Source organism: Chryseobacterium sp. SSA4.19, assembly GCF_022601875.1.
Lineage (GTDB): Bacteria > Bacteroidota > Bacteroidia > Flavobacteriales > Weeksellaceae > Chryseobacterium.
Genome location: NZ_JAKVIP010000038.1, coordinates 1 through 21717 on the forward strand (window position 1 = coordinate 1; position 21717 = coordinate 21717).

20 protein-coding genes are annotated in these 21717 nt (G+C 37.2%); 12 read left to right on the forward strand and 8 right to left on the reverse strand.

Annotated elements, in window-relative coordinates:
- Positions 1-377, forward strand: a 377-nt coding sequence (locus tag MKJ01_RS17715) for a transposase (RefSeq protein ID WP_241615539.1), incomplete at its 5' end; no start/stop codon positions are given.
- 23 nt (positions 378-400) lie between these two features.
- On the opposite strand, the gene MKJ01_RS17720 is transcribed toward MKJ01_RS17715, so the two are convergent.
- Entirely contained in the window at positions 401-532 is a 132-nt protein-coding gene (locus MKJ01_RS17720; protein ID WP_368366412.1) for a transposase, read from the reverse strand.
- A 626-nt stretch (positions 533-1158) separates the two neighbouring features.
- On the reverse strand, positions 1159-2787 hold the full coding sequence (locus MKJ01_RS17725; protein ID WP_241615540.1) for an acyl-CoA carboxylase subunit beta: 1629 nt from the start codon (positions 2785-2787) through the stop codon (positions 1159-1161).
- A 363-nt stretch (positions 2788-3150) separates the two neighbouring features.
- Between MKJ01_RS17725 and MKJ01_RS17730 the strand changes: the two genes are divergently transcribed.
- Genes MKJ01_RS17730 through MKJ01_RS17740 form a run of 3 tightly spaced genes read left to right on the forward strand, consistent with a single transcriptional unit; the run spans position 3151 to position 5879 of the window.
- Positions 3151-4029, forward strand: coding sequence for a DMT family transporter (locus MKJ01_RS17730; RefSeq protein ID WP_241615541.1), 879 nt, complete (start codon positions 3151-3153; stop codon positions 4027-4029).
- 13 nt (positions 4030-4042) lie between these two features.
- Entirely contained in the window at positions 4043-5125 is a 1083-nt protein-coding gene (locus MKJ01_RS17735) for a PorV/PorQ family protein (RefSeq protein ID WP_241615542.1), read from the forward strand.
- Between the two features lie 10 nt (positions 5126-5135).
- Complete coding sequence (locus MKJ01_RS17740) at positions 5136-5879, forward strand: hypothetical protein (RefSeq protein WP_241615543.1); 744 nt, start codon at positions 5136-5138, stop codon at positions 5877-5879.
- A 44-nt stretch (positions 5880-5923) separates the two neighbouring features.
- Here the strand turns inward: MKJ01_RS17740 and uvrC are convergent, their stop codons facing one another.
- Both uvrC and MKJ01_RS17750 read right to left on the reverse strand, forming a co-directional pair.
- Positions 5924-7717 carry an excinuclease ABC subunit UvrC gene (gene uvrC / locus MKJ01_RS17745; protein ID WP_241615544.1) on the reverse strand — a complete coding sequence of 598 codons (1794 nt, stop codon included), beginning with the start codon at positions 7715-7717 and terminating at the stop codon, positions 5924-5926.
- A gap of 80 nt (positions 7718-7797) precedes the next feature.
- The gene (locus MKJ01_RS17750) at positions 7798-8526 is read right to left on the reverse strand and encodes a hypothetical protein (RefSeq protein ID WP_241632725.1); all 729 of its coding nucleotides are present in this window, start codon (positions 8524-8526) and stop codon (positions 7798-7800) included.
- Between the two features lie 163 nt (positions 8527-8689).
- On the opposite strand from MKJ01_RS17750, the gene hutH reads away from it, so the two are divergent.
- Positions 8690-10177, forward strand: a complete 1488-nt coding sequence (hutH, locus tag MKJ01_RS17755; RefSeq protein ID WP_241615546.1) for a histidine ammonia-lyase — start codon at positions 8690-8692, stop codon at positions 10175-10177.
- Positions 10178-10399: 222 nt separating this feature from the next.
- A complete protein-coding gene (locus tag MKJ01_RS17760) occupies positions 10400-11896 on the forward strand; it encodes a S8/S53 family peptidase (RefSeq protein ID WP_241615547.1) in 1497 nt (498 codons plus the stop codon).
- Positions 11897-11932: 36 nt separating this feature from the next.
- Here the strand turns inward: MKJ01_RS17760 and MKJ01_RS17765 are convergent, their stop codons facing one another.
- Positions 11933-13102 carry a carboxypeptidase-like regulatory domain-containing protein gene (locus MKJ01_RS17765; protein WP_241615548.1) on the reverse strand — a complete coding sequence of 390 codons (1170 nt, stop codon included), beginning with the start codon at positions 13100-13102 and terminating at the stop codon, positions 11933-11935.
- Between the two features lie 311 nt (positions 13103-13413).
- Here MKJ01_RS17765 and MKJ01_RS17770 point away from each other — a divergent pair, with 311 nt between their 5' ends.
- Positions 13414-13683, forward strand: a complete 270-nt coding sequence (locus MKJ01_RS17770) for a hypothetical protein (RefSeq protein ID WP_241615549.1) — start codon at positions 13414-13416, stop codon at positions 13681-13683.
- Positions 13684-13759: 76 nt separating this feature from the next.
- On the opposite strand, the gene ygiD is transcribed toward MKJ01_RS17770, so the two are convergent.
- Complete coding sequence (ygiD, locus tag MKJ01_RS17775; protein ID WP_241615550.1) at positions 13760-14587, reverse strand: 4,5-DOPA dioxygenase extradiol; 828 nt, start codon at positions 14585-14587, stop codon at positions 13760-13762.
- 123 nt (positions 14588-14710) lie between these two features.
- Positions 14711-15223, reverse strand: a complete 513-nt coding sequence (locus MKJ01_RS17780) for a YceI family protein (RefSeq protein WP_241615551.1) — start codon at positions 15221-15223, stop codon at positions 14711-14713.
- Between the two features lie 265 nt (positions 15224-15488).
- Here MKJ01_RS17780 and MKJ01_RS17785 point away from each other — a divergent pair, with 265 nt between their 5' ends.
- The 5 genes from MKJ01_RS17785 (at position 15489) to MKJ01_RS17805 (ending at position 20816) form a co-directional block, all read left to right on the forward strand.
- A complete protein-coding gene (locus MKJ01_RS17785; RefSeq protein WP_241615552.1) occupies positions 15489-17630 on the forward strand; it encodes a S9 family peptidase in 2142 nt (713 codons plus the stop codon).
- 14 nt (positions 17631-17644) lie between these two features.
- On the forward strand, positions 17645-18736 hold the full coding sequence (locus tag MKJ01_RS17790; RefSeq protein ID WP_241615553.1) for an acyltransferase: 1092 nt from the start codon (positions 17645-17647) through the stop codon (positions 18734-18736).
- 80 nt (positions 18737-18816) lie between these two features.
- A complete protein-coding gene (locus MKJ01_RS17795; RefSeq protein WP_241615554.1) occupies positions 18817-19842 on the forward strand; it encodes an LLM class flavin-dependent oxidoreductase in 1026 nt (341 codons plus the stop codon).
- A gap of 113 nt (positions 19843-19955) precedes the next feature.
- Complete coding sequence (locus MKJ01_RS17800) at positions 19956-20213, forward strand: VF530 family DNA-binding protein (protein ID WP_241615555.1); 258 nt, start codon at positions 19956-19958, stop codon at positions 20211-20213.
- 102 nt (positions 20214-20315) lie between these two features.
- Entirely contained in the window at positions 20316-20816 is a 501-nt protein-coding gene (locus tag MKJ01_RS17805; protein WP_241615556.1) for a peptidylprolyl isomerase, read from the forward strand.
- Positions 20817-20854: 38 nt separating this feature from the next.
- Here MKJ01_RS17805 and MKJ01_RS17810 read toward each other — a convergent pair whose 3' ends face one another.
- The gene (locus tag MKJ01_RS17810) at positions 20855-21232 is read right to left on the reverse strand and encodes a YchJ family protein (protein ID WP_241615557.1); all 378 of its coding nucleotides are present in this window, start codon (positions 21230-21232) and stop codon (positions 20855-20857) included.
- Positions 21233-21717 lie beyond the last annotated feature (485 nt).

Sequence of the window (21717 nt, forward strand, 5' to 3'; positions counted from 1 at the left end):
ATATGAGGCATATTTACACCGCGCCAACAAAACAAGCCGCTCAAGCAGCTCTCACTGATTTTGCAGAAAAATGGGAAAGCAAATATTCTTATGCTATTGCATCCTGGCGGAATAATTGGGATGAGCTGACTGTATTTTTTGAATTTCCTTTAGAGATTCGAAAAATCATTTATACCACCAATTTAATTGAAAATCTTAACGGGAAAATCAGAAAATACACCAAAAACAAAATGTCTTTTCCTACCGATGATGCCGTAATGAAATCAGTGTATCTCGCATTAAAAGAAGCTACTAAAAAATGGTCGATGCCTATTCAGAATTGGGGTATTGTTCTTAACCAGTTTATGCTTATTTTTGAAAAAAGGCTCAGATTATAAAATCCAAGCTCTAACTTTTTAACTTACACACTTTGTGGGATAGTGTCAAACGATTTGTCTTTCACACCACGGAGTTGCATTCTGAAGTTTTTGATTTTTGCATTGAACGATTCTGCTGAAGCATTGGTGCTTCTTTGGTCAAAGTAATTCAGAATATCGCTTTAATGATTCATTATCGTTTTCACCAGTACTGAAAAAGCTTTGAATCCAGAAATCCAATCTCCAAAACCTAAACAATAGCATACAGAACTTTTGTGTATAACTATTGTTTTTGCCTCTTTATTATCTTTACTGAAAGTATCTTCATCCTTGATAATGCTTCTGTACTGTTAATTCAGTACATTAAACTATCATTAGCACCGCTCCGCTAATCAATATCCAATCACCGCTATTTATTGTTGCTTATATCAGTTCATTATACTTAGTATTACTATTAGGGCACTATCATTTGAACCTGACAGGTTTTTAAAATCTGTTAATTATTAGTAGAACTAAGAAAAACATAAATCTTGTACTTCAAGCTATAGAAATACTGCTGACTAACTCCAAATGAACCCTGTACATCTTTAATCCCTGATAGAAACGGTTACTCCGCAGCTGGTAGACAGAAAGCAAAGGACATCAAACTGCAACACCCGGGCGATAGGACTAATAGTGCATAGCGGAAGCAGACTCATGAAAAATATTCATTCTTCTTGATCATCTCATCTTATTGATGTAAGTAAAAAAGCCTTACCTAAGGTAAAGCTTTTATGTTGTATAAAGAAAAATAATAATAATATCAGACCTGGATAACTCCCAAATTAAACTTCTCTGTAATTGGGGAATGGTTAGCAGCTTCAATACCCATAGAAATCCACTTTCTGGTATCAACAGGATTGATTATCGCATCGGTCCAAAGACGGGCTGCAGAATACGTTGCCTCAGTCTGTTTCTGGTAACGCTTAGAAATCGTATCCAGAATCTCCTGATGGTCTTCTGCAGAAATATCTTTACCCTGTTTTTTTAAGGTAGACTCCTGGATCTGGGCTAAAACCTTTGCCGCCTGTGTTCCTCCCATTACAGCAAGATCTGCCCAAGGCCATGCCACAATCAATCTAGGATCATACGCTTTTCCGCACATCGCATAATTTCCTGCACCGTATGAGTTTCCTGTAATCACAGTAAATTTCGGAACCACGGAATTAGACACGGCATTTACCATCTTGGCTCCATCTTTAATAATACCTCCGTGTTCGGATTTGGACCCTACCATAAAGCCTGTGACATCCTGTAAGAATACAAGTGGGATTTTTCGTTGATTGCAATTGGCAATAAACCTGGTCGCTTTATCAGCCGAATCTGAGTAGATCACGCCACCAAATTGCATTTCTCCTTTTCCGCTTTTCACCAATGTTCTCTGATTGGCTACAATGCCAACAGACCATCCATCGATTCTCGCCGTTGCACAGATAATGCTTTTCCCGTAATCAGCTTTATACTCTTCATATTCAGAATTGTCAACAAGACATTTAATGATTTCATAGGTATCATACTGCTCGGTTCTTGAAGCGGGAAGAATTCCGAAAATATTCTCAGGTTTTGATTTAGGCTCGAAACTTTCAATTCTGTCAAAGCCTGCTTTTTCCGTACTGCCAATAGATTTCATGATATTTTTGATTCTGTTTAGAGCATCCTTATCATCTTTGGCCTTATAATCTGTAACGCCTGAAATAGAGCAGTGGGTCGTGGCTCCGCCCAGGGTTTCATTATCGATTGTTTCACCGATGGCAGCTTTTACCAGATAACTTCCGGCAAGGAATATAGATCCGGTTTTATCAACAATCATCGCTTCATCACTCATGATAGGGAGATAAGCTCCGCCTGCAACACAGCTGCCCATTACAGCCGAAATCTGAATGATCCCCATAGAGCTCATTTTAGCATTATTCCTGAATATTCTTCCGAAATGCTCTTTATCCGGAAAAATTTCATCCTGCATAGGAAGATAGACCCCTGCAGAATCAACAAGATATATAATAGGAAGTCTGTTTTCCATTGCAATTTCCTGAGCTCTGAGGTTCTTTTTACCGGTAATTGGAAACCAGGCTCCGGCTTTTACAGAGGCATCATTAGCAACAACAATGCATTGTTTTCCGGATACGTAACCGATAACAACGACTACGCCGCCGCCGGGACATCCGCCGTGTTCTTCATACATTTCAAATCCTGCAAATGCACCGATTTCTATGGAATCAGAACCTTTGTCGAGAAGATAATCAATTCTTTCCCTTGCTGTCATTTTTCCTTCGTCACGAATCTTCTGAAGCCTTTTTTCACCGCCCCCCTTTTTAATTTCAGCGAGTAAACGATTTATTTCTGATAGCTTCAATCTGTTCTGATCTTCCCGCTTGTTGAATTCAATGTCCATACAATTTCAATTTTTTCCGCTTAAAGATACTATTTTTCAAAGAATTTATATTGAATTAAAACAAATGTTTAATTTATTGGTAGTCAGAAATTTATGAAATATTTAACATATGAATGGTTTTGACCGAATGATTTTTTTCCTAACTTTACATAAGAGTAATAGGGATAATATTCTCTATGAATACTCTAAGTTCCTAGTTTATTTTTTTAATAGTTTATTATTTGAAGGCCCTGAAAGTTGAACAAATTTTCAGGGTTTTTTATGTAGTATCTTTAAAATATATTCCTTAAAAAGAATACGTTTGCCTTACGGGATTGTAAAAAGCGATTTGTAATTTTGCATAAAATTAAAATAAAGGCAGATATGCATAAATTAGCTCTTTTCAGATTGCATTTGATAGTGTTTTTATGGGGATTTACAGCAATCTTAGGAAAGCTTATTCAAGCTAATGCTCAGATTCTCGTATTTTACAGGATGCTTTTTGCAGCGATTTGTCTTTACATTTATATCAGGATAATTAAAAAAGAGAGCATTAAAGTCTCAAAAAAGATTTTTTTCCAGCTGGCAGCCATCGGTTTTTCAATGTCGCTTCACTGGTATTGTTTTTTTCATTCTATCAAAGTTTCAAATGTATCGATTGCTTTGAGCTGCCTTTCTCTATCCACATTATTCGCAGCAATTATGGAACCCTTTATTTTTAAACGTAAAATAGATATTTCAGAAGTGGTGATGGGAGTGGTTATTGTTGCTTGTATTTTATTAATTTTTCAAACAGAATTCAGGTTTAAAGAAGGTATTATGTACGGTGTTTTGTGTGCTGTCTTTGGGACAATATTTTCTGTTTTTAACGGGAAAATGTTTGGAAAAACAAGTTCGGGAAACATTATTTTTTATGAAATTTTCTCAGGATGGTTCATGTTATTGATTATTTATTTGTTCAGCGGACAAATTTTTCAGATAAATGAAATAAGTTACCATGATATTGCGTTAATAGGGTTGTTGGCAAGTGTCTTCACGGCTTTTCCGATGCTTGAGTCGGTAAACCTGATGAAATATATTTCGCCATTCACATTAATTTTAACAGTTAATTTAGAACCGGTTTACGGAATTATACTAGCTTTTTTTATCTTTGGGGAATCAGAACATATGAGCCCGGTTTTTTACGGTGCTTCAGGAGTTATGATACTGGCAATCATTGTCAACGGATTTATAAAAGCTAAGAAACAAAAAACTTTAAATTAAGCATCGACTTTATATGATAAAAAAATATCTTTTACTAATATTTTTCCTGATATTCGGGATATCGCAATCTCAGATTATCAGAAAATACTCTAATGAATTCCTGAATATCGGAGCAGGAGCCAGAGGTTTAGCGATGGGAGGAGCAGTAGTCTCTAACCAGGATGATGTATATTCCCCGATGTGGAACCCGGCAGGCATGATGGCAATAGAAAGAGACTGGCAGGGAGCAGCCATGCATGCTGAATATTTCGAGTCAATTGCCAAATATGATTACCTGGCCTATGCAAAAGTTTTGGAGACAGGAGTTTTCGGAGTATCCGTCGTAAGGCTTGGAGTAGATAATATTCTAAATACGACGCAGCTTATTGATACGGAAGGGAATATCGATTATGATAAAATCACCAAGTTTTCACAGTCTGATTATGCAGCAATACTTTCTTATGCATTTAATCCGGGAGGAAATCCAAAGCTGGATGTCGGGATCAATGCTAAAATCGTTTACAGGAATGTAGGGAAGTTTGCGAACGGTTACGGATTCGGTTTTGATATCGGGGCCATCTACAAACTTGATAATGGATTTAAAATAGGAGGGATGCTGAGAGATGCTACCACAACGGTGAATTTCTGGAGCGTTAATCAGAAAGAGCTTTCCACCATCGTAAACGGGGAGGAATTTAACCCGGCTCCGAAAGATAAAATGGAGCTTACCATGCCGAAGCTGAATGCAGGAGTGAGTAAAATATTCGAGATCAACAGCAGTGTATATGTACTGCCTGAAGCCGGTATTAATGTGGATTTTGCCAAAACGGCGGCTCTTCTTTCAACCGATTTTGCCAGTATTACACCTTACGCAGGTGCTGAATTGGGATACCAGAAGATGATTTTCGTCAGATTAGGAGTGAACAGATTCCAGTCGATTACCGATATTGAAGATCTCAGAAGAAAAGTCTCTTTCCAGCCAAGCGCAGGGATCGGAATCAAATACCGCGGACTTACTTTAGATTATGCCATTACCAATTCCGGTATCGGAGGATCAAACTTCTATTCCAATTTCTTTTCCCTGAAACTGGATATGGGACAGTTCAGAAACGATTAATTTAAATCCTATGAAAAAAATTACGCTTATTATAGTAACAGTTTGTTCAGCATTGGCTTTCGGACAAAAAGTTTCAGATTATAAATATGTTTCGCTTCCTGCCAGGTTTGAGACTTTTAAAGAAGATTTCGGATTATCAGAATTACTTGCTAAAACATTAAGAAATAAGAATTATACCGTTATACCGGCAGACAAACTTCAGTGGCCGGCCGAAGCAAAAGAAAACCCTTGCAATGTGGTAACGGCAGATGTCATCAATGACAGCGGATTTTTAAGGAATAAGGTATTGGTACAGTTTAAAGACTGTAATGACAAAGTAATATCATCTATTAAAGGATCTTCCAATATCAAGGAATATAAAGAAGGTTATCAGGATGCATTGAAACAAACTTACGTTTCTATTTCACCTGCTAATCCTGTAGCACAGACACTGCAGACTCGTGTACAGGAAACTCAATCAATTGAGCAGCCTGCTATGACAAATACAGGCTCAGCTGATAACAACGCTGTAAAATTCAGCAATGGAAAGTCTGATTACCAGAAAGTACAAATTGATAACAGTCAGTTCATTTTAGTCGGTGCTAACAGTGCTTCACCATTTGCCACATTTAAGACCACTACAAAAAATGATGTTTTCAGGGTGAAGCTGCAAAACGGAGATTCTACTCTGGGATATTATGAGAATGGAAATATTGTAATTGAAATTCCTCAGTCCAACGGGGGCTACACTAAAGAAGTTTTCTCTAAAAAATAATCTCTATGTAAAAGATAAGGCTGAAAAAACTTCAGCCCTATCTTTTATTCGTTATTAAAAAAATCAAAAACTACTTTCGCTTTGCTCTTTCCTAAGATTTCTTCCAGGGTTTCCAGGCTTGATTCCTTAACTCTTTTTACTGATTTCAATTTATACAGTAATAATTCTATGGTTTTTGCTCCTACACCGGGAATACCTTCTAATTCCGATTGGATCGTAGAATTGGTTCTTCTGGTTCTGTGATGCCTTACCCCGAAACGGTGCGCTTCATCTCTTACCCTTTGTAAAATTTTTAAGGTTTCTGATTTTTTATCCAGGTATAAAGGAATAGGGTCTTCAGGAAAAAAGATCTCTTCCAGTCTTTTGGCAATCCCGACAATCGTAATTTTACCATACAATCCTAACAGCCGTAAACTCTTTACCGCAGAAGATAACTGACCTTTACCACCGTCAATAAGAATTAACTGTGGTAGTTGATCTCCCTCGTCTAACAGCCTTTTGTACCGCCGGTATATTACTTCCTCCATCGTGGCGAAATCATTCGGGCCTTCCACGGTTTTAGGATGAAAAATCCTGTAATCAGCTTTGCTGGGCTTTCCGTCTTTAAAAACCACACAGGCTGAAACAGGATTGGTTCCCTGGATATTCGAGTTGTCAAAACCCTCAATATGTCTCGGTTCCACAGGCATTCGCAACAGCTTTTGCATTTCGGCCATAATTCTGTTGGTGTGCCTTTCCGGATCGATGATCTGTACCTGTTTCAGTTTCTCCAAGCGGTATTCCTTGGCATTCTTTTCAGACAGTTCGACAATTCGTTTTTTATCACCGACTTTAGGGACGATCAGCTTTACATTAGGGATCTCAATAGACAGATGGAAGGGAAGCAGCACTTCTTTGGAATCTGAATCAAACTTCTGACGGATTTCAATCAAAGCTTCCTCCATAATATCTTCATCACTTTCCTCGAGGATTTTTTTAATTTCAGTGGTAAAACTCTGGATGATATTCCCATTTCTTATTTTAAAGAAATTGACGTAGGCAGCTGTTTCATCACTGGTCATCCCGAAAACATCCACATCATCGATATTAGGGTTCACTACAGTATTTTTCGCCTGATAATCTTCCAGAATATTCAGTCTTTCTTTAATAACCTGGGCATCCTCAAACTGTAAGTCAGAGGCATATTTTATCATCCTTTCGGTAAGATATTCTTTAGCTTTACGGAAATCTCCTTTGATGATCCCGCGGATCGCATCAATTTTTTCATCATATTCAGCCTTGCTTTCGAGTCCTTCACAAGGGCCATTGCAGTTTTTAATATGGTATTCCAGGCAGACTTTATATTTTCCTTCCTCAATTCTGGCAGGAGCTAAATTAAGGTTACAGGTCCTGAGTTTGTAAATATGCTTAATGGTATCGAGCAAAATCTTTGCAGGACGCACTTTAGCATAAGGACCGTAATATTCGGATCCGTCACGGATTTTGGTTCTTGTTAAAAAAATTCTGGGAAATTCTTCATTTTTAATACAGATCCATGGATAGGTTTTATCATCTTTCAGCATGACATTGTAGAAAGGCTGATGTTCCTTGATCAGATTGTTTTCCAGCAAAAGGGCATCGTACTCGCTGTTAACGATCGTAGTCTCTAAACGCTGGATCTTTCCGACCATGATCCTTGTTCTGTATCCCGGAAGGTTTTTATTGAAATATGAAAGAACCCTTTTCTTCAGATTTTTAGCCTTTCCTACATACAGAAGCTGCTCGTTTTTGTCATAATAACGATAAACGCCGGGTTCAGATGGTAAAGTTTTGAGCTGTAATTCTAAGGAAGGATTCATATAACAAAATTACGGAATTTAAAAGCAAGAAAAAAGCCATAGAATTTCTATGGCCGTACAATATATGTTAAAGTTGGATATTATCCGTTGTTCATTTCCGTATATTCATGGACGAGAAAACTGAAATAATCCCATTCCACAGAATTTTTAGGATACTTTTTCATGAATTCTGCATTGTCTCCAAAAAGGAAATCATAATTGTCTTCAAAATTATCTTTATGAAGCCACATTACTTTATCACCTTTTTTTACATAATAAGACTTGATTACACCACCGCCCAGCTGCGGGGATCCGCCGATTGAAAACCCGCTTGTTTCTTTGGCCCTCGGATCATGATAAACAGAAATAATATCATCAAATTCAGGATTGATGACCTGCATCAGGAATTCCTTGTCGTCTTTTTTATTCTTCAGGGACACCGTCTGATTTACAAAATAAATTCTATCCTTATTTGTATTTTTGGTTAACTTTTTGGTGCTGTAGTTTCTAATGTTCCCCATATACTTCGCCACTTTAGCAAATTTTTCTACATTACTTGGATAAACATACATTTCTGCAATCTCATCCGCATTGAATATTTCGCTTTTTTTGGTAAGGCTGTCTTTAAGGGAAACTTCAAAAATCTGTCCTTTTTTTGTGTCAATTTTGCTGCAGAATCCTTTGTGTGTAGTTCCGTCCTTTAAAATAACCGTAGAGGTCTTTCTGGGAGAAGGGGTGTTAAAGCCTTCATTAAAAAGGTACAGCTCCATCTTTTTGATATCTTCTTTGGAATATTTTACTTTCTGTGCGAAAGCAGTGGTACTTATCATGCAAAAGACAAGTAAAAAAGTTTTAAGTTTCATAAGGTGATTAATTTTTTAATTCGGCGGTAAAAGTAATAAATTATTGTCTTGTTTTCATAAAAATCTAAGGATAGAAAATTAGTTTTCCCAATTATGGCTAAATGCTTAATTTTAGGACAAAATTTAGAGCATGATATACGGTGTAGATGTTTTCAGTTTCCATGACGTTTTGGAAATCTGTAAAACTCCAAGTAAAGCTAAACTTAACAAGGCAGCAAAAGAACAGATATTAAAATCTCAAAAAAATGTGCAGCAGATTGTAGAGTCGGATCGATGTGTTTATGGTATAAATACAGGCTTCGGTCCTCTTTGTGATATTAAAATTTCAGCAGACGAAACGGCACAGCTACAATATAACCTGATTATTTCCCATGCGGTAGGCGTAGGGAAACCGATTGACAAAGAGTTTTCGAAAATCATGATGATTGCAAAAGTGCATGCTTTATCCAAAGGGTTTTCAGGGGTTTCTCTGGATGTGATTGAAAGAATGGTCCTGATGCTGGAAAAAGATATCATTCCTGTAGTTCCTGAACAGGGCTCTGTGGGAGCGTCAGGAGATCTTGCTCCTTTAGCCCATCTGGTTCTGCCTTTATTAGGATTAGGGAAAGTTTGGGTAGGAAATGAAATTTTTGAAACCACTGAAATTCTGGCTAAAAATAACCTTACTCCTTTGACTTTAGGTCCCAAAGAAGGCTTAGGTTTAATTAACGGGACGCAGTTCATTCTTTCCCATGCCATTAAAGGCCTGGAAAAATTTGAGTACCTGCTGGATCTGGCGGATATGACGGCGGCAATGAGTATTGAAGCTTACAGAGGTTCAGCCAGCCCGTTTAAAAAGGAACTTCATGAGATCAGACCTTTTGAAGGAAGCCGGAAAGTGGCGGCAAGAATGCTGAAATTTCTGAAGAATTCTGAAAACCTAAAATCCCACGAGTATTGCGACAGGGTTCAGGATCCGTATTCTATGAGATGTGTTCCGCAGGTGCACGGTGCCAGCAGAAATGCTTTTGAACATCTGAAAATGTTAGCAGAAACAGAACTGAATTCCGTAACCGATAACCCGATTGTTTTAAGCGCGGAAGAATCGATTTCAGGAGGGAACTTCCATGGCCAGCTGATGGCTTTGCCATTGGATTACGCTACATTGGCAGCAGCAGAGCTGGGAAATATTTCAGACAGGAGAAGTTATTTGTTACTGGAAGGGAAATATGGGTTACCGAGACTGTTAACAGAAAGTTCAGGATTGAATTCAGGATTTATGATTCCACAATATACTTCTGCAGCTTTGGTGACTGAAAATAAGACATTGTGTTTCCCGGCTTCTGCAGATTCCATCCCGACCAGCTTAGGACAGGAAGACCATGTTTCTATGGGAAGTATTTCCGGAAGAAAATTCAATCAGGTTCTTGGCAATCTGGTTAATATTTTAGCAGTGGAATTAATGTTTGCTGCACAGGGGCTTGAATTCAGGAGACCGGCTACCTGCTCAAAACTCATTGAGGAAAACTTTGCCATTATCCGTTCCAGAGTAGCAAAGCTCGAGGATGACCGGTTAATTGGTGAGGACATGCTGGCAATAGCAGAATTAATTAATGAAAGAAAATTTATAGTAAACTGATATTAAGGCTTCCATTACGGAAGCTTTTTTAATTTCTTCCTGAAGTTTAAGGAGATAATTTCGTTAATTATTATGTTCGTTGATTAAAGTGGAGTATTGAAATAGTTATCATTTTTTTACCTGTTATTCTCAGCATAATAGATTTGGATTAATCTAAATTTTAATGATTGGCGATTCATTATAAAGTGATATATTGGTGTTAACCAATCAAATATATATTTTATGAAGAAAAATGTGTTTTATTTATTTATGCTGTTGTTTATTTTTACAGCTTGTAACAGAGATGATATTCAAAATGCTGCATCTGATATCGAAGTCGTCCGGAAAGATCCTCTATCAGCAAAGCAGATCAATGAAAAAATTAACGAAACCATTAAAAACAAAGGGAAGTTTTCGTGGAACGGGTCATCAGATCATTTTGTATGGAGTGCGATTTTTCAGGGAAATAAAATTGCTTCTATCGGTTTCGGATCTTCTTTTGACAGAAATTTAGATTCTGATAATAAAGCAACAGAAAATGAAATTTTAGATGTTATTAAAAAGTATGAAGGAAAAACCGATAGGCTGCTGTTGTCTTCAGATCAATACTTAAATCAGATTGATGTAGTCATTGAAAAGCAGGAGACGATTATTGCGCTCCGAAAAATGAAGAACATCCGTTACCTTGAGCCTGCTGATTACCGGTATTTTGAAAATGAGAGGCAATTCGGGGCAACGGGAAAATCGAGCAGCAGTTCATCAGGCTGCGGGTTTGAATCTGCAGTTCTGAACACTTTCGATTATACGACTGTTTCTCCCAATGCAAAAGTGCCGTGGTCTTTTGGCAAGCATAACATTACAAGTGCCTGGAATTACAGTACAGGAGCAGGAATTACCATAGGTATTATTGACAGTGGTGTTTCACCTGAACAGACTCTTTTGGGAAGCAGCTTTAATAACGGACTTTCATCAGGAAGAACCATTACTAAAAACGGAGTACATGTAGATTCCATCTGGCCATGGAGCAGCGGTTTTGACGGACCGAATGACCAGTGTGGACACGGAACCAGCATGGCTTCAGCCGCTGCGGCGCCCAGGAATAACCAAGGACAGCCGGTTGGTGTTGCCTATAATGCAAGTCTCGTTACTTACAGAGCAGCTTCAAATGTAGTCTTGGATGGTTATCACGAACAAAATGGAGTTAAGATTGCATTTACAGAGTTAGGTAATAATGCACAGGTGAAAATTATTTCCATGTCAATGGGCCATATTTTCTCAGTTGGAAAAATTGAAGACGGAGTCAAATATGCTTATTCAAAAGGAAAGCTTATTTTCTGTGCCGGCGGAACCTCCACCAGTTTCACCAATTTCGTAGGTGTGATTTTTCCTGCGTGGATGCCGGAAACCCAGGCCATCACCGGAGTAAAAGAAAATACATCCAATCAAAAATGTGATGTGTGTCATTCAGGAGCGGAAATTGACTTTACCTATCAGATGGAAAGAGCGTCCGGCAGTAATATTCCGGTGCTGAGCTACTATAACGGACAAACCGATTATGTAGGTGGATCTTCAGTGGCTACCGCTTCTACAGCCGGAATAGCAGCTTTGGTCTGGTCTAAAAATCCATCATGGACAAGGGATCAGGTGCTGAATAAAATGAGGCAGTCTTCTACCTATTATTCCAGTCCGAATTCAGATTACGGCTATGGAAATATCAATGTTTTACAGGCTGTCCAATAAGATATAGTAAAGGTAAAAAGACGGGAGTTACACCAATTAATCTCCGAGCTGATAATCCAGAGGAAGCATATTTTCAATTTTATTCTTTGTAAAATCCCCTTCGGTAAGCAGCAGATCAGGAGTGGTTATACTTCCGTCTTTTGAAACTTCAAAGGTTTCGCCTTCAGGATGCAGGAATGAGGATAACACAACCATTTTTTTACTTTTCATGACTTCTTTTCCTTCCATCTCATACTCATATTTCCTGTAGTTCACCTGAAGCATATCCTTAAAGGTAAAAAGAATTTCAGTACCGTTTCTCTTAACATAATCAGAATCCGGAATGATGGTCTTTATAATGGCTAATGCATAAGGTTTCTGATTGTTTTTTCTTTGGGATATATCAAGGATATGCTCGGGAGCAGTAATGACCTTTGTTATCCTTACCATTTCCATAAAATCTTTTAAAGTCTTTAATTCTTCTTCAGTGGGATATTTAGGATTAGGAACTTTTATTACATGATTGACAATAAATCCGTCTGCTGCAACAGTATTGTTATAGATGCTTCTGAAAAAATGGAGCAGGCTGCCGTCATAGGCATTTATGCGGTTAAGTTTTATTTTATGGTTGTTTTTCACTTCTTTAAAAAGGCTTGAACCTGTACAATTGACTATTTTAGACTCAAAATCAGCGGAAAAATTCACCAGGTTATACTCAATTTCATAGCCCAGATTTTTATTTTCTATTATTAAAGTTTTCGGAGCTTTTACTTTCAGTATTTTATTCTTTTTATCGTACGAGAATTTAAGAGTTCTCTGATTTTTAATTCTTACGTGCTCCCGGTCATATCCGATGAACTGATCCAGAAAATAATTAATGTAGTTTCTATATGTTTCCTCAGTATAAGGAATAATGGAAACTTCTTCAATATCATTGCTTTTCAACAAAACGACTTTTAATATTTTACCAATAACTTCAGAAGCAGGCTTTGTAAGTGTTTCATAATTTTCTTTCTGAAAAACAATATTCCCTGAACTTCCCGCAGGTAGAGACAGCAGAAAACTTCCGTCTTCTTTAGATATCGTTCCGATCTTCGTTCCGTCAATATAGATATTTACATTGCTCACCTTTTGTTCTGCATCATTCACTACCGTCCCTTTGATAGTCTGTGCTATTGAGAAATACAGCGGGAATAGAAATAAGAAAAGTAAGATTGTTTTTTTCATGGTTAACAATATTACTATTTTTTAATGATAAAAATAACGTTTTCACATTGAATGGTGATGTGGTTCACAATACTTTTGAACGAAGCAAAAGTAATTTTCACGGATGATTGACAGTTAAGTATTTGTACGGATCAAAAAAATGCGTGGATATATGCTAAAATATATGGAGAACTTGCAGTAGCTTTGCCATGTAATCACAAACAGTACAATTTGTATTACAAAAACTTTATAACTGTGGAGGCCAGAAACCATATCTAAAAACGGGGCGTTATCCGAAAAGCCAAACAGTAGGAATTAAAACTATATTAATCATGTTAGAACAAGAACAATTAGTAGGAGGCTGGACAAAATACCACCCACTTACTGCAGAAGACCAAAAAGTATTTGATGAAGCCCTGCGTGGATTTGTCGGAGTAAAATATTCTCCTTACGAAGTATCATCACAAGTCGTATACGGAATTAACTACCGGTACAAATGTAAAGCATCAATGCCGCCAAGAGATATTATCTGGGAAGCCATTATAGAAATTTACAGTCCGGTTGATGGGCAGCCGCATGTTGTTTCTATTACCAGAATCTAATAAAGCATTTCAATGATTACAAACCGGGAGAGTGGTCTTCCGGTTTAATATTGCAGGGAAGTCATTATGTATTATTTCACCCGATTTTTACGCTGGTCATGCTCAATGAGCCACCGATCAATTCATCATTGAACAAAGCAATGTGTTCAGTTCGGTCTTTCAACCCCAAAGAGTAAATTAAGGGTAAATAATGATCAGGGCTCGGAATTGCATACTGTAAAGATGTTCTCTGTTTGTTGTAATCAATAATATTTTGGAAATTTCCGTCCAAAAGCCAATGATTGATCTTTTCTCTGGCTTCAATAGCCCAGTCCCATCCGGCTCCTACGGTATTGATATTTCTCCAGTCTATTAGCCGGAGATTATGAACAATATTCCCGCTTCCAATTATTAAGATACCTTTTTCACGCAATTTATTCAGTTTTTTCGCAAGATCGAAATGATATTGAGGAGGCTTAGTATAATCAATACTTAACTGAATTACCGGAATGTCTGCATTAGGATACATGTGCTTAATGACTGACCAGGCACCGTGATCCAATCCCCATTGGTGATCTTCTTCAGCCAAAACGGGAGACAAGAGCTCTGCCGTTTCCCGTGCAAGCTCTGGACTTCCTGGGGCAGGATACTGAACATCAAACAAGGCTTGTGGAAAACCCCCGAAATCATGAATTGTCCTTGGTAAATCCATTGCGGTTACTTTTGTTCCATGGGTAAACCAATGAGCAGAAATACACAGGATGGCATTAGGTTTCGGAATTTCGGATGCCGCTTTCCTAAATCCCTGTACAAACTGATTGTCTTCAATGGCATTCATAGGGGAGCCGTGTCCTAAAAAAAGGACAGGCATTCTTTGAGTGGCCTTAAAATCATCGCTTATATTTTGCAGATCGTTGAGATTCATTATTTCTGGGATAAATAAAAAGGTTCAAGGTTTTATGTTCCCTGAACCTCTTGTGTTAATTGTAATAGGATGAAATAATTTATCCTATGTTATTTAAGTTGCCCATCCAGGGCTCTTTGAAAATTACGCCTGCTTAACAAACTGTAATTCACCGGCAATTTTTACTTCTTCACTCACCATGACACCACCGGCTTCCAGGGCAGCGTTCCAGTTCAGTCCGAAATCTTTTCTGTTGATTTTTCCTTCAAAAGAAAATCCTGCCTTTGTATTTCCCCATGGGTCAACGTTAATCCCGTTGAAATCCACATCCAGAGTAACAGGTTTTGTAATTCCATTCATGGTAAGATTTCCTGTTACTTCATTATTCAAGGCAGAAGATTCAAAAGTAATCGTAGGATTTTCCTCAGCATTAAAGAATTCAGCAGATTTCAGGTGATTGTCTCTGTCTGTATTGTGTGTAGAGATAGAATCGGTCTGAATGGTAGCAGTCGTTCTGGCGTTTGCAAAAGTATCGTCATCAGCATCAATCTCAGCCGTGAAATTTGTGAAATTTCCTTTAATGTTAGAAATCATCATGTGTTTTACTTTGAAAGTAAGTTCACTGTGAGCTGGGTCTAGGTTCCATTTTGTTGCCATTGTATTATATTTTTTATTTTTATTTATAGAGCAAATGTACATCAACTGTAAGATATAGATCATTGATATAGGATAAGAAATGATGTGGTTGGTTTTATTTAAATAGACAGAGGACCTTACATTTCAGTTCTATCCAAAATCAAATCATATTTAAGTTAAGAATTAAATTTAAAATAATACAGGTACCATGCGGCTGATCTTTTATTTTAACATTTATTAACGGCTGGTTTTTATTTCTTATTTTTGGAGAATTGAATTTTAAACAATGAAATTATATACATTTTCTTTACTGATGCTGGTTATAGGCGGTTCCTCCATGGCGCAGACTCAGAAATTTACAATGGCGGAAGCTGTTAATGGCTTGAGAAGTAACCTTGCAGTGAAAAATATCTCACAGTTTTCCTGGTCTGATGATGGAAAATCATACATTCAGTCAGTAAAAGGCGGATATTTGATGACCAGTTTAAAAACTAACAAACAAGATACACTGGTATCTTTGTCTCAGCTGAATAAGAGCTTTGCAGATAATAAGTTTAAAACAGTCCCTCAGATTAAATTTTCCGGAAATGACAAAGGATATTTCACCACGAATGATCAGATGATATGGATTGAAAAATCAGGAAGTATATGGAAAGTGAAAAATTCTGTTGCGGTAGACAAAGAAGCTTCTAATGTGAAAATATTTGGGGACCACCAGACTTTTGCTTTTACGGTGAAGAATAATTTATTTGTCAGCAAAAATGGAAAAACCATTCAGGTAACGAATGATTCTGATGAAAATATTCTTAATGGCGCCTCCAATGTCCACAGAAACGAATTCGGAATTGATACAGGGATTTTTCCGGCTCCCAATTCTGAGAGTGTCGCGTTCTACAGGATGGATCAGACGATGGTAGCTGATTACCCCATTATCGATTGGTCTGTAACGCCTGCAGTGAATCACAATATCAAATACCCGATGGCCGGACAAACGTCTCATCAGGTTACTTTGGGTGTTTTTAACCTTAAAACCCAGTCAACCATATTTTTAAAAACAGAAGGTGAAAAAGACCAGTATTTAACTGCGGTCACCTGGAGCCCAGATTCGAAATATATTTTTGTAGGCGTACTGAACAGAGGTCAGAACCATATGAAAATGAATCAGTATGATGCCGTAACAGGAAATTTAGTGAAAACATTATTTGAAGAAACAAGCGATAAATATGTTGAGCCACAACATCCGTTGACCTTCTTTCCGAATTCCAATACAGACTTTATATGGCAGAGCCAGAGAACCGGTTACAATCATTTATTTCATTACAGTTTAGAAAAGGGACTGATTGCGCAGATTACAAAAGGAGATTGGCTCGTAACCGATATTTTAGGCTTTAATGAAAAGAAAAAAGAAATCTATTTCACTTCCACGAAAGAATCTCCTTTGGAAAAGCATCTGTACAGAATTAACTGGACGAATTTCAAGATGCAGAAATTAGATAATGCAGATGGAGTTCACACAGGCATTTTAAGCAGCGATGGAAATTATCTGTATGATGCTTACAGCAATGCCAATACGCCGAGGGTTGTGAATATTATCAACACCAATACCTTGAAATCCGACAACCTTTTAACTGCGGAAAATACACTGAAAAATTATCAGCGCCCTGAAATTAAAAATGTTAATTTAAAAGCAGACGACGGAACTTTGCTTTACGGAAAGATAATTCTTCCGACAGATTTTGACCCGAATAAAAAATATCCGGTGATCGTTTATTTATATAACGGGCCGCACTTGCAACTGGTTACAAATACTTTCCCGGCTTCAGGGAACCTTTGGTATGAATACATGGCTCAAAACGGTTATATCATTTTCACGATGGATGGGAGAGGCTCTTCTAACCGCGGGCTGAAATTTGAGCAGGCTGTATTCAGGAATCTGGGAACTACGGAAATGAGTGACCAGATGAAAGGGGTAGAGTATTTAAAATCCTTATCATATGTAGATTCCGAAAAGATGGGAATTCACGGGTGGAGTTTTGGAGGATTTATGACAACAAGTTTCATGCTCCGCCATCCGGAAGTTTTCAAAGTAGGGGTTGCCGGAGGTCCGGTTATCGACTGGAGCATGTACGAAATTATGTATGGCGAAAGATATATGGATACACCACAGGAAAACCCGCAGGGATACGCGGCATCAAATCTTCTGAGCAAAGTTCAGAATCTGAAAGGAAAATTGCTGATGATTCACGGGGCACAGGATGATGTGGTGGTTTGGCAGCATTCCGTTAAATTTATCAAATCTGCTGTAGACAATGGTGTTCAGCTGGATTATTTCGTCTATCCAGGACATCAGCATAATGTGATAGGGAAAGACAGGGTACATTTAATGCAGAAAGTAACCGATTATTTTGATCAGTACCTAAAAAAATAATTTCAAAATCAATAATGAGCTTTGTAAAAATAGACAGAACCCACTTTCATACATTTGATTCGCTGAGGTTTCTGTCTTTTTTATTGGTATTTCTTCATCATGCCGGTTTACCTCAAAATAGTTTTTTAAATTATTTTTCAAAAGGAGAAATCGGGGTGTCTTTTTTCTTTGTATTAAGTGGTTTTTTAATAACCTATATTTTGATTGTCGATAAAATTAACAATCAGGGAAAAATTCCACTGAAGGGATTTTTTAGAAGAAGGATATTAAGAATATGGCCGTTATATTACGCAATGGTATTATTTGCTTTCTTTACGCCTTATCTTTTGAACCTTTTCCATTTACCGTCTTCCAATGATGGGTATGAACCGAATTGGTTTCTTACCTTCACATTTCTGGAAAATTACAAGGTTATGTACACAGGAAGCCATCCGAATGTTTCACCTTTGCCCGTGATCTGGTCACTCTGTGTGGAAGAGCATTTTTATATCATTTGGGGTATTTTGCTTTATTTTATTTCTTTGAAACGGATTCCGGGATTAATCATTACCTGTCTTATTATTGCATTTATATTTAGACTCATTTACAATATACTGCATATTGGTCAGCTTGATATTTTCACCAATATAGATTACTTTGCTTTTGGTGCAGTTCCTGCTTATCTTTTTGTATTCAGAAAGGATTTTATTAATAAGCTCACTCGTATTTCAGCGGTTTACAAATACATTTATTTTGTTTTCGTAATCATCATGATCACCTTGCCGCTTGAATGGTTCATTTTTGGAAGTTTGAATTTAAGGCCTGCTATATTCGGATCGCTTTTTTCTGTATTGATTCTAACCACGCTGGGCGGTAAAAATGTATTTAAGATTTCAGATCATACCATTTTAGCCTGGCTGGGAAAATATACGTATGGATTATATCTCATCCATCTTGTTCCTATTATGCTGTTTCGGAAAATAGGCGAAAAATATCAGTTGGAATGGTATGTCACATTATTGTTGTCTTTCATTTCCACAGTCATACTTGCATTTCTATCCTATCATCTTTTTGAAAAACAATTTTTAAAATTAAAAAATAAGCCATCTTCAAAACTGAAGGTTTAAAAATGTTTTATCCGTTCTTACCATTCATCAATGTTTTTTATAATCAAGCGCCTTAATTTTGCTTAACTAAAATCAACAATATGGAATTAGGAATAGGAATGTTTGGTGATTTGTCGTTTAACCAGGCAACCGGTAAATATACAGACGCAGGTGTCAAGATCCGTGAAATTCTTGAGCAGGTAAAATTGATGGATGAGGTGGGGATTGATGTTTTTGCAATGGGAGAACATCATCGTCCGGATTATGCAGTTTCATCACCCGAAATTATTTTGGCCGCCGCCGCAAGTATTACAAAAAATATACGATTGGCAAGTGGTGTTACCGTTCTGAGCTCATCAGAGCCGGTAAAAGTTTATGAAGACTTTTCAACTTTAGACTTAATTTCCGATGGGCGTGCTGAAATTTTCGTAGGCCGCGGAAGCTTTATTGAATCTTTTCCTTTATACGGTTATTCTTTAAATGATTATGAGGAACTTTTTGATGAAAAATTAGAATTGTTATTAAAAATCAATTCAGAGGAAAATGTCTCATGGTCGGGGAAGCTGCGTGCACCGATGCAGAATCAGACAGTGTATCCAAGAGCAAAAAATAACGGAATGCTTCCGATTTGGCGAGCTGTCGGCGGAACACCGCAATCGGTTTTAAGTGCTGCTCAATTAGGAATGCCTTTAGTAGTTGCCATTATCGGAGGGATGCCGGCCCAGTTTAAAAATCTGATAGAATTTTATAAACAGGAATATCAGAAAGCAGGTCATGATGCAGGCCAAATGCAGATTGCAATCCACTCCCATACTTTTATAAGCGATGATCCGAATATTGTTGACGGATATTTTCATAACTATAAATCTCAGATGGACAGGATCGGTTCCTCCAGAGGCTGGGCACCTTATACCAAAATGCAGTATGAAGGCGGAAGAAGCAAGGAAGGAGCATTGTTCATAGGGAATCCCCGGGAAGTGGCAGATAAAATAGTTTATATGAAAGAAATTTTTGGAATTACCAGATTTATCGGGCATATGGATGTTGGCAATCCTTCTCATGATATTATGATGAAATCAATAGAATTATTTGGAAAAGAGGTAAAGCCTGTTATTAAAGATTTATAAATGAAGAGATGAATTTTTCACATAAGGAATGCACGCAAACTATCGGAAAACAACGAGATGTACAGCTGCAGCTTTAATGAACAATAAATAATCCTTATTTTTACCAGAAAATAATGGAACAACAATCTAAAGATCCGCTACACGGAAAACGGCTGGATGCCATTCTCGAAGAACTGGTAGATTATTATAATGGATTTGAAAGGTTAGGTGAACAGATCAATATTAAATGTTTTACTGATAATCCGAGCATCAGTTCTTCCTTGAAATTTTTAAGAAAAACAGATTGGGCCAGGACCAAAGTGGAGAGTTTGTATTTGTATGTATTAAGACAGAAAAAACGCGAGGAAACAAAGAAAAGAAACCGGGATTGATATGATCCTGATGTTCTCTTTAAATGGTTCTTCAGTCAATCATTTCAAAAAGACTATCTTTGTAGGGTTAATCGTGAAAAAGTTCACGGAAAAAAGAAAATTATGACAATTGAAAATAATCATGTAGTAGCAGTAAGCTACATTCTTCATACCATCGAAGAAGATGGAAGTAAAATCCTTGTAGAAGAAACGACGGCAGAAAATCCACTTACGTTTTTATACGGTTTGGGAATGATGATTCCGAAATTTGAACAGAATATTTTAGGGATGAAAGCCGGCGATAAAACTGCTTTTACAATTCAGCCTGAAGAAGCATATGGTGAAAAACAGCCGGATGCTATTGCACAATTGCCGATCGATATGTTTAACGAATCCGGAATTCCTCCTGTAGGAGCTATTTTGCCTTTGTCTGATAATCAGGGAAATAATTTCCAGGCATTCGTAGTAGAAGTAACACCTGAAGCGGTAGTAGCTGACCTGAACCATCCGATGGCTGGAAAAGTTCTGGATTTCCAGGTAGAAATTTTAAACACACGTCCTGCAACGGAAGAAGAACTGTCACACGGTCATGTTCACGGAGCTGACGGAAACGAAACGCACTAAATTAAAATATAAATGTCCGATTCTTAGTCGGACATTTTTTATTCTATAAATTCCCCCGAAACATAATACCATTTTCCATGCATTTTCTGAAACAGTGAAAACTCATGATGGAGCTGCCGGTTGCCATCCGGATCGGTATAATACGCTTTAAACTCCACCTGATTTAAAGTTGGTGTTCTTATAATTTCAAGTTTTGTCCATTCATTGATTTCTCCCCATTCCTGAAGATCTTTTTTATTATGGTATCTTCTTTTTCCTGGTAGGGTGGTTTCCATTAAATATTCTCCATTTGGAATAGCAAAGGCACAAAACCGTGAACGCATCAATGTTTCTGCAGTTGGAGCGTATTGTTCTCCGGTGTGATAAGGCTTGCAGCATTCTTCATAGGATTTCCCTGAGCAGCATGGACAATTCATCTTTATTATTTTTAAAAATACAAAAATCAAGAATTTTCATCATATAATATAATCTTAAATAGCATTTTTACTGTACCGCAATAAAACATCTGCTGTATCAAGTGTATATTGATATACTTTAGATATTGAAAATGTATTTTGTCTGAAAAACAATCCTTAAATCCCCAATCTGATCATATTGCGGTTTGTAGAATTTAGACAATTAAAGTGTTTCTCAATCAAGCGAAAATTCTTCATTTTAATAAGAAATCAAATCTATATCTCATTTTTAATGCTGATGTTAAGTACTTAGTTCATTCTTTTAAATATTAGATTTGAAAATTATTGTCTCTAAGGTTCAGGGATTTAAAGATGGAATGTAAACTAAATGTCAATAAATTGTTAACTGTATTTGGATTGTAAGGTAATAAGTTAGTATTTTTGCCCCACTTAAAACGAGAGATTGTTTAGGGTAGCGCAGAAGAGTTTTTAAATAAGCGGAAACA

What these genes read in the sequence shown, in the direction of transcription:
- MKJ01_RS17795 (WP_241615554.1), top strand. Translation starts at nt 18,817, where the DNA reads ATGGAATTAGGAATAGGAATGTTTGGTGATTTGTCGTTTAACCAGGCA.
- uvrC (WP_241615544.1), bottom strand. Translation starts at nt 7,717, where the DNA reads ATGAATCCTTCCTTAGAATTACAGCTCAAAACTTTACCATCTGAACCC.
- MKJ01_RS17805 (WP_241615556.1), top strand. Translation starts at nt 20,316, where the DNA reads ATGACAATTGAAAATAATCATGTAGTAGCAGTAAGCTACATTCTTCAT.
- MKJ01_RS17770 (WP_241615549.1), top strand. Translation starts at nt 13,414, where the DNA reads ATGTTAGAACAAGAACAATTAGTAGGAGGCTGGACAAAATACCACCCA.
- MKJ01_RS17800 (WP_241615555.1), top strand. Translation starts at nt 19,956, where the DNA reads ATGGAACAACAATCTAAAGATCCGCTACACGGAAAACGGCTGGATGCC.
- MKJ01_RS17750 (WP_241632725.1), bottom strand. Translation starts at nt 8,526, where the DNA reads ATGATAAGTACCACTGCTTTCGCACAGAAAGTAAAATATTCCAAAGAA.
- MKJ01_RS17730 (WP_241615541.1), top strand. Translation starts at nt 3,151, where the DNA reads ATGCATAAATTAGCTCTTTTCAGATTGCATTTGATAGTGTTTTTATGG.
- MKJ01_RS17780 (WP_241615551.1), bottom strand. Translation starts at nt 15,223, where the DNA reads ATGGCAACAAAATGGAACCTAGACCCAGCTCACAGTGAACTTACTTTC.
- MKJ01_RS17765 (WP_241615548.1), bottom strand. Translation starts at nt 13,102, where the DNA reads ATGAAAAAAACAATCTTACTTTTCTTATTTCTATTCCCGCTGTATTTC.
- MKJ01_RS17725 (WP_241615540.1), bottom strand. Translation starts at nt 2,787, where the DNA reads ATGGACATTGAATTCAACAAGCGGGAAGATCAGAACAGATTGAAGCTA.
- MKJ01_RS17790 (WP_241615553.1), top strand. Translation starts at nt 17,645, where the DNA reads ATGAGCTTTGTAAAAATAGACAGAACCCACTTTCATACATTTGATTCG.
- MKJ01_RS17735 (WP_241615542.1), top strand. Translation starts at nt 4,043, where the DNA reads ATGATAAAAAAATATCTTTTACTAATATTTTTCCTGATATTCGGGATA.
- MKJ01_RS17760 (WP_241615547.1), top strand. Translation starts at nt 10,400, where the DNA reads ATGAAGAAAAATGTGTTTTATTTATTTATGCTGTTGTTTATTTTTACA.
- MKJ01_RS17785 (WP_241615552.1), top strand. Translation starts at nt 15,489, where the DNA reads ATGAAATTATATACATTTTCTTTACTGATGCTGGTTATAGGCGGTTCC.
- ygiD (WP_241615550.1), bottom strand. Translation starts at nt 14,587, where the DNA reads ATGAATCTCAACGATCTGCAAAATATAAGCGATGATTTTAAGGCCACT.
- hutH (WP_241615546.1), top strand. Translation starts at nt 8,690, where the DNA reads ATGATATACGGTGTAGATGTTTTCAGTTTCCATGACGTTTTGGAAATC.
- MKJ01_RS17740 (WP_241615543.1), top strand. Translation starts at nt 5,136, where the DNA reads ATGAAAAAAATTACGCTTATTATAGTAACAGTTTGTTCAGCATTGGCT.
- MKJ01_RS17810 (WP_241615557.1), bottom strand. Translation starts at nt 21,232, where the DNA reads ATGAATTGTCCATGCTGCTCAGGGAAATCCTATGAAGAATGCTGCAAG.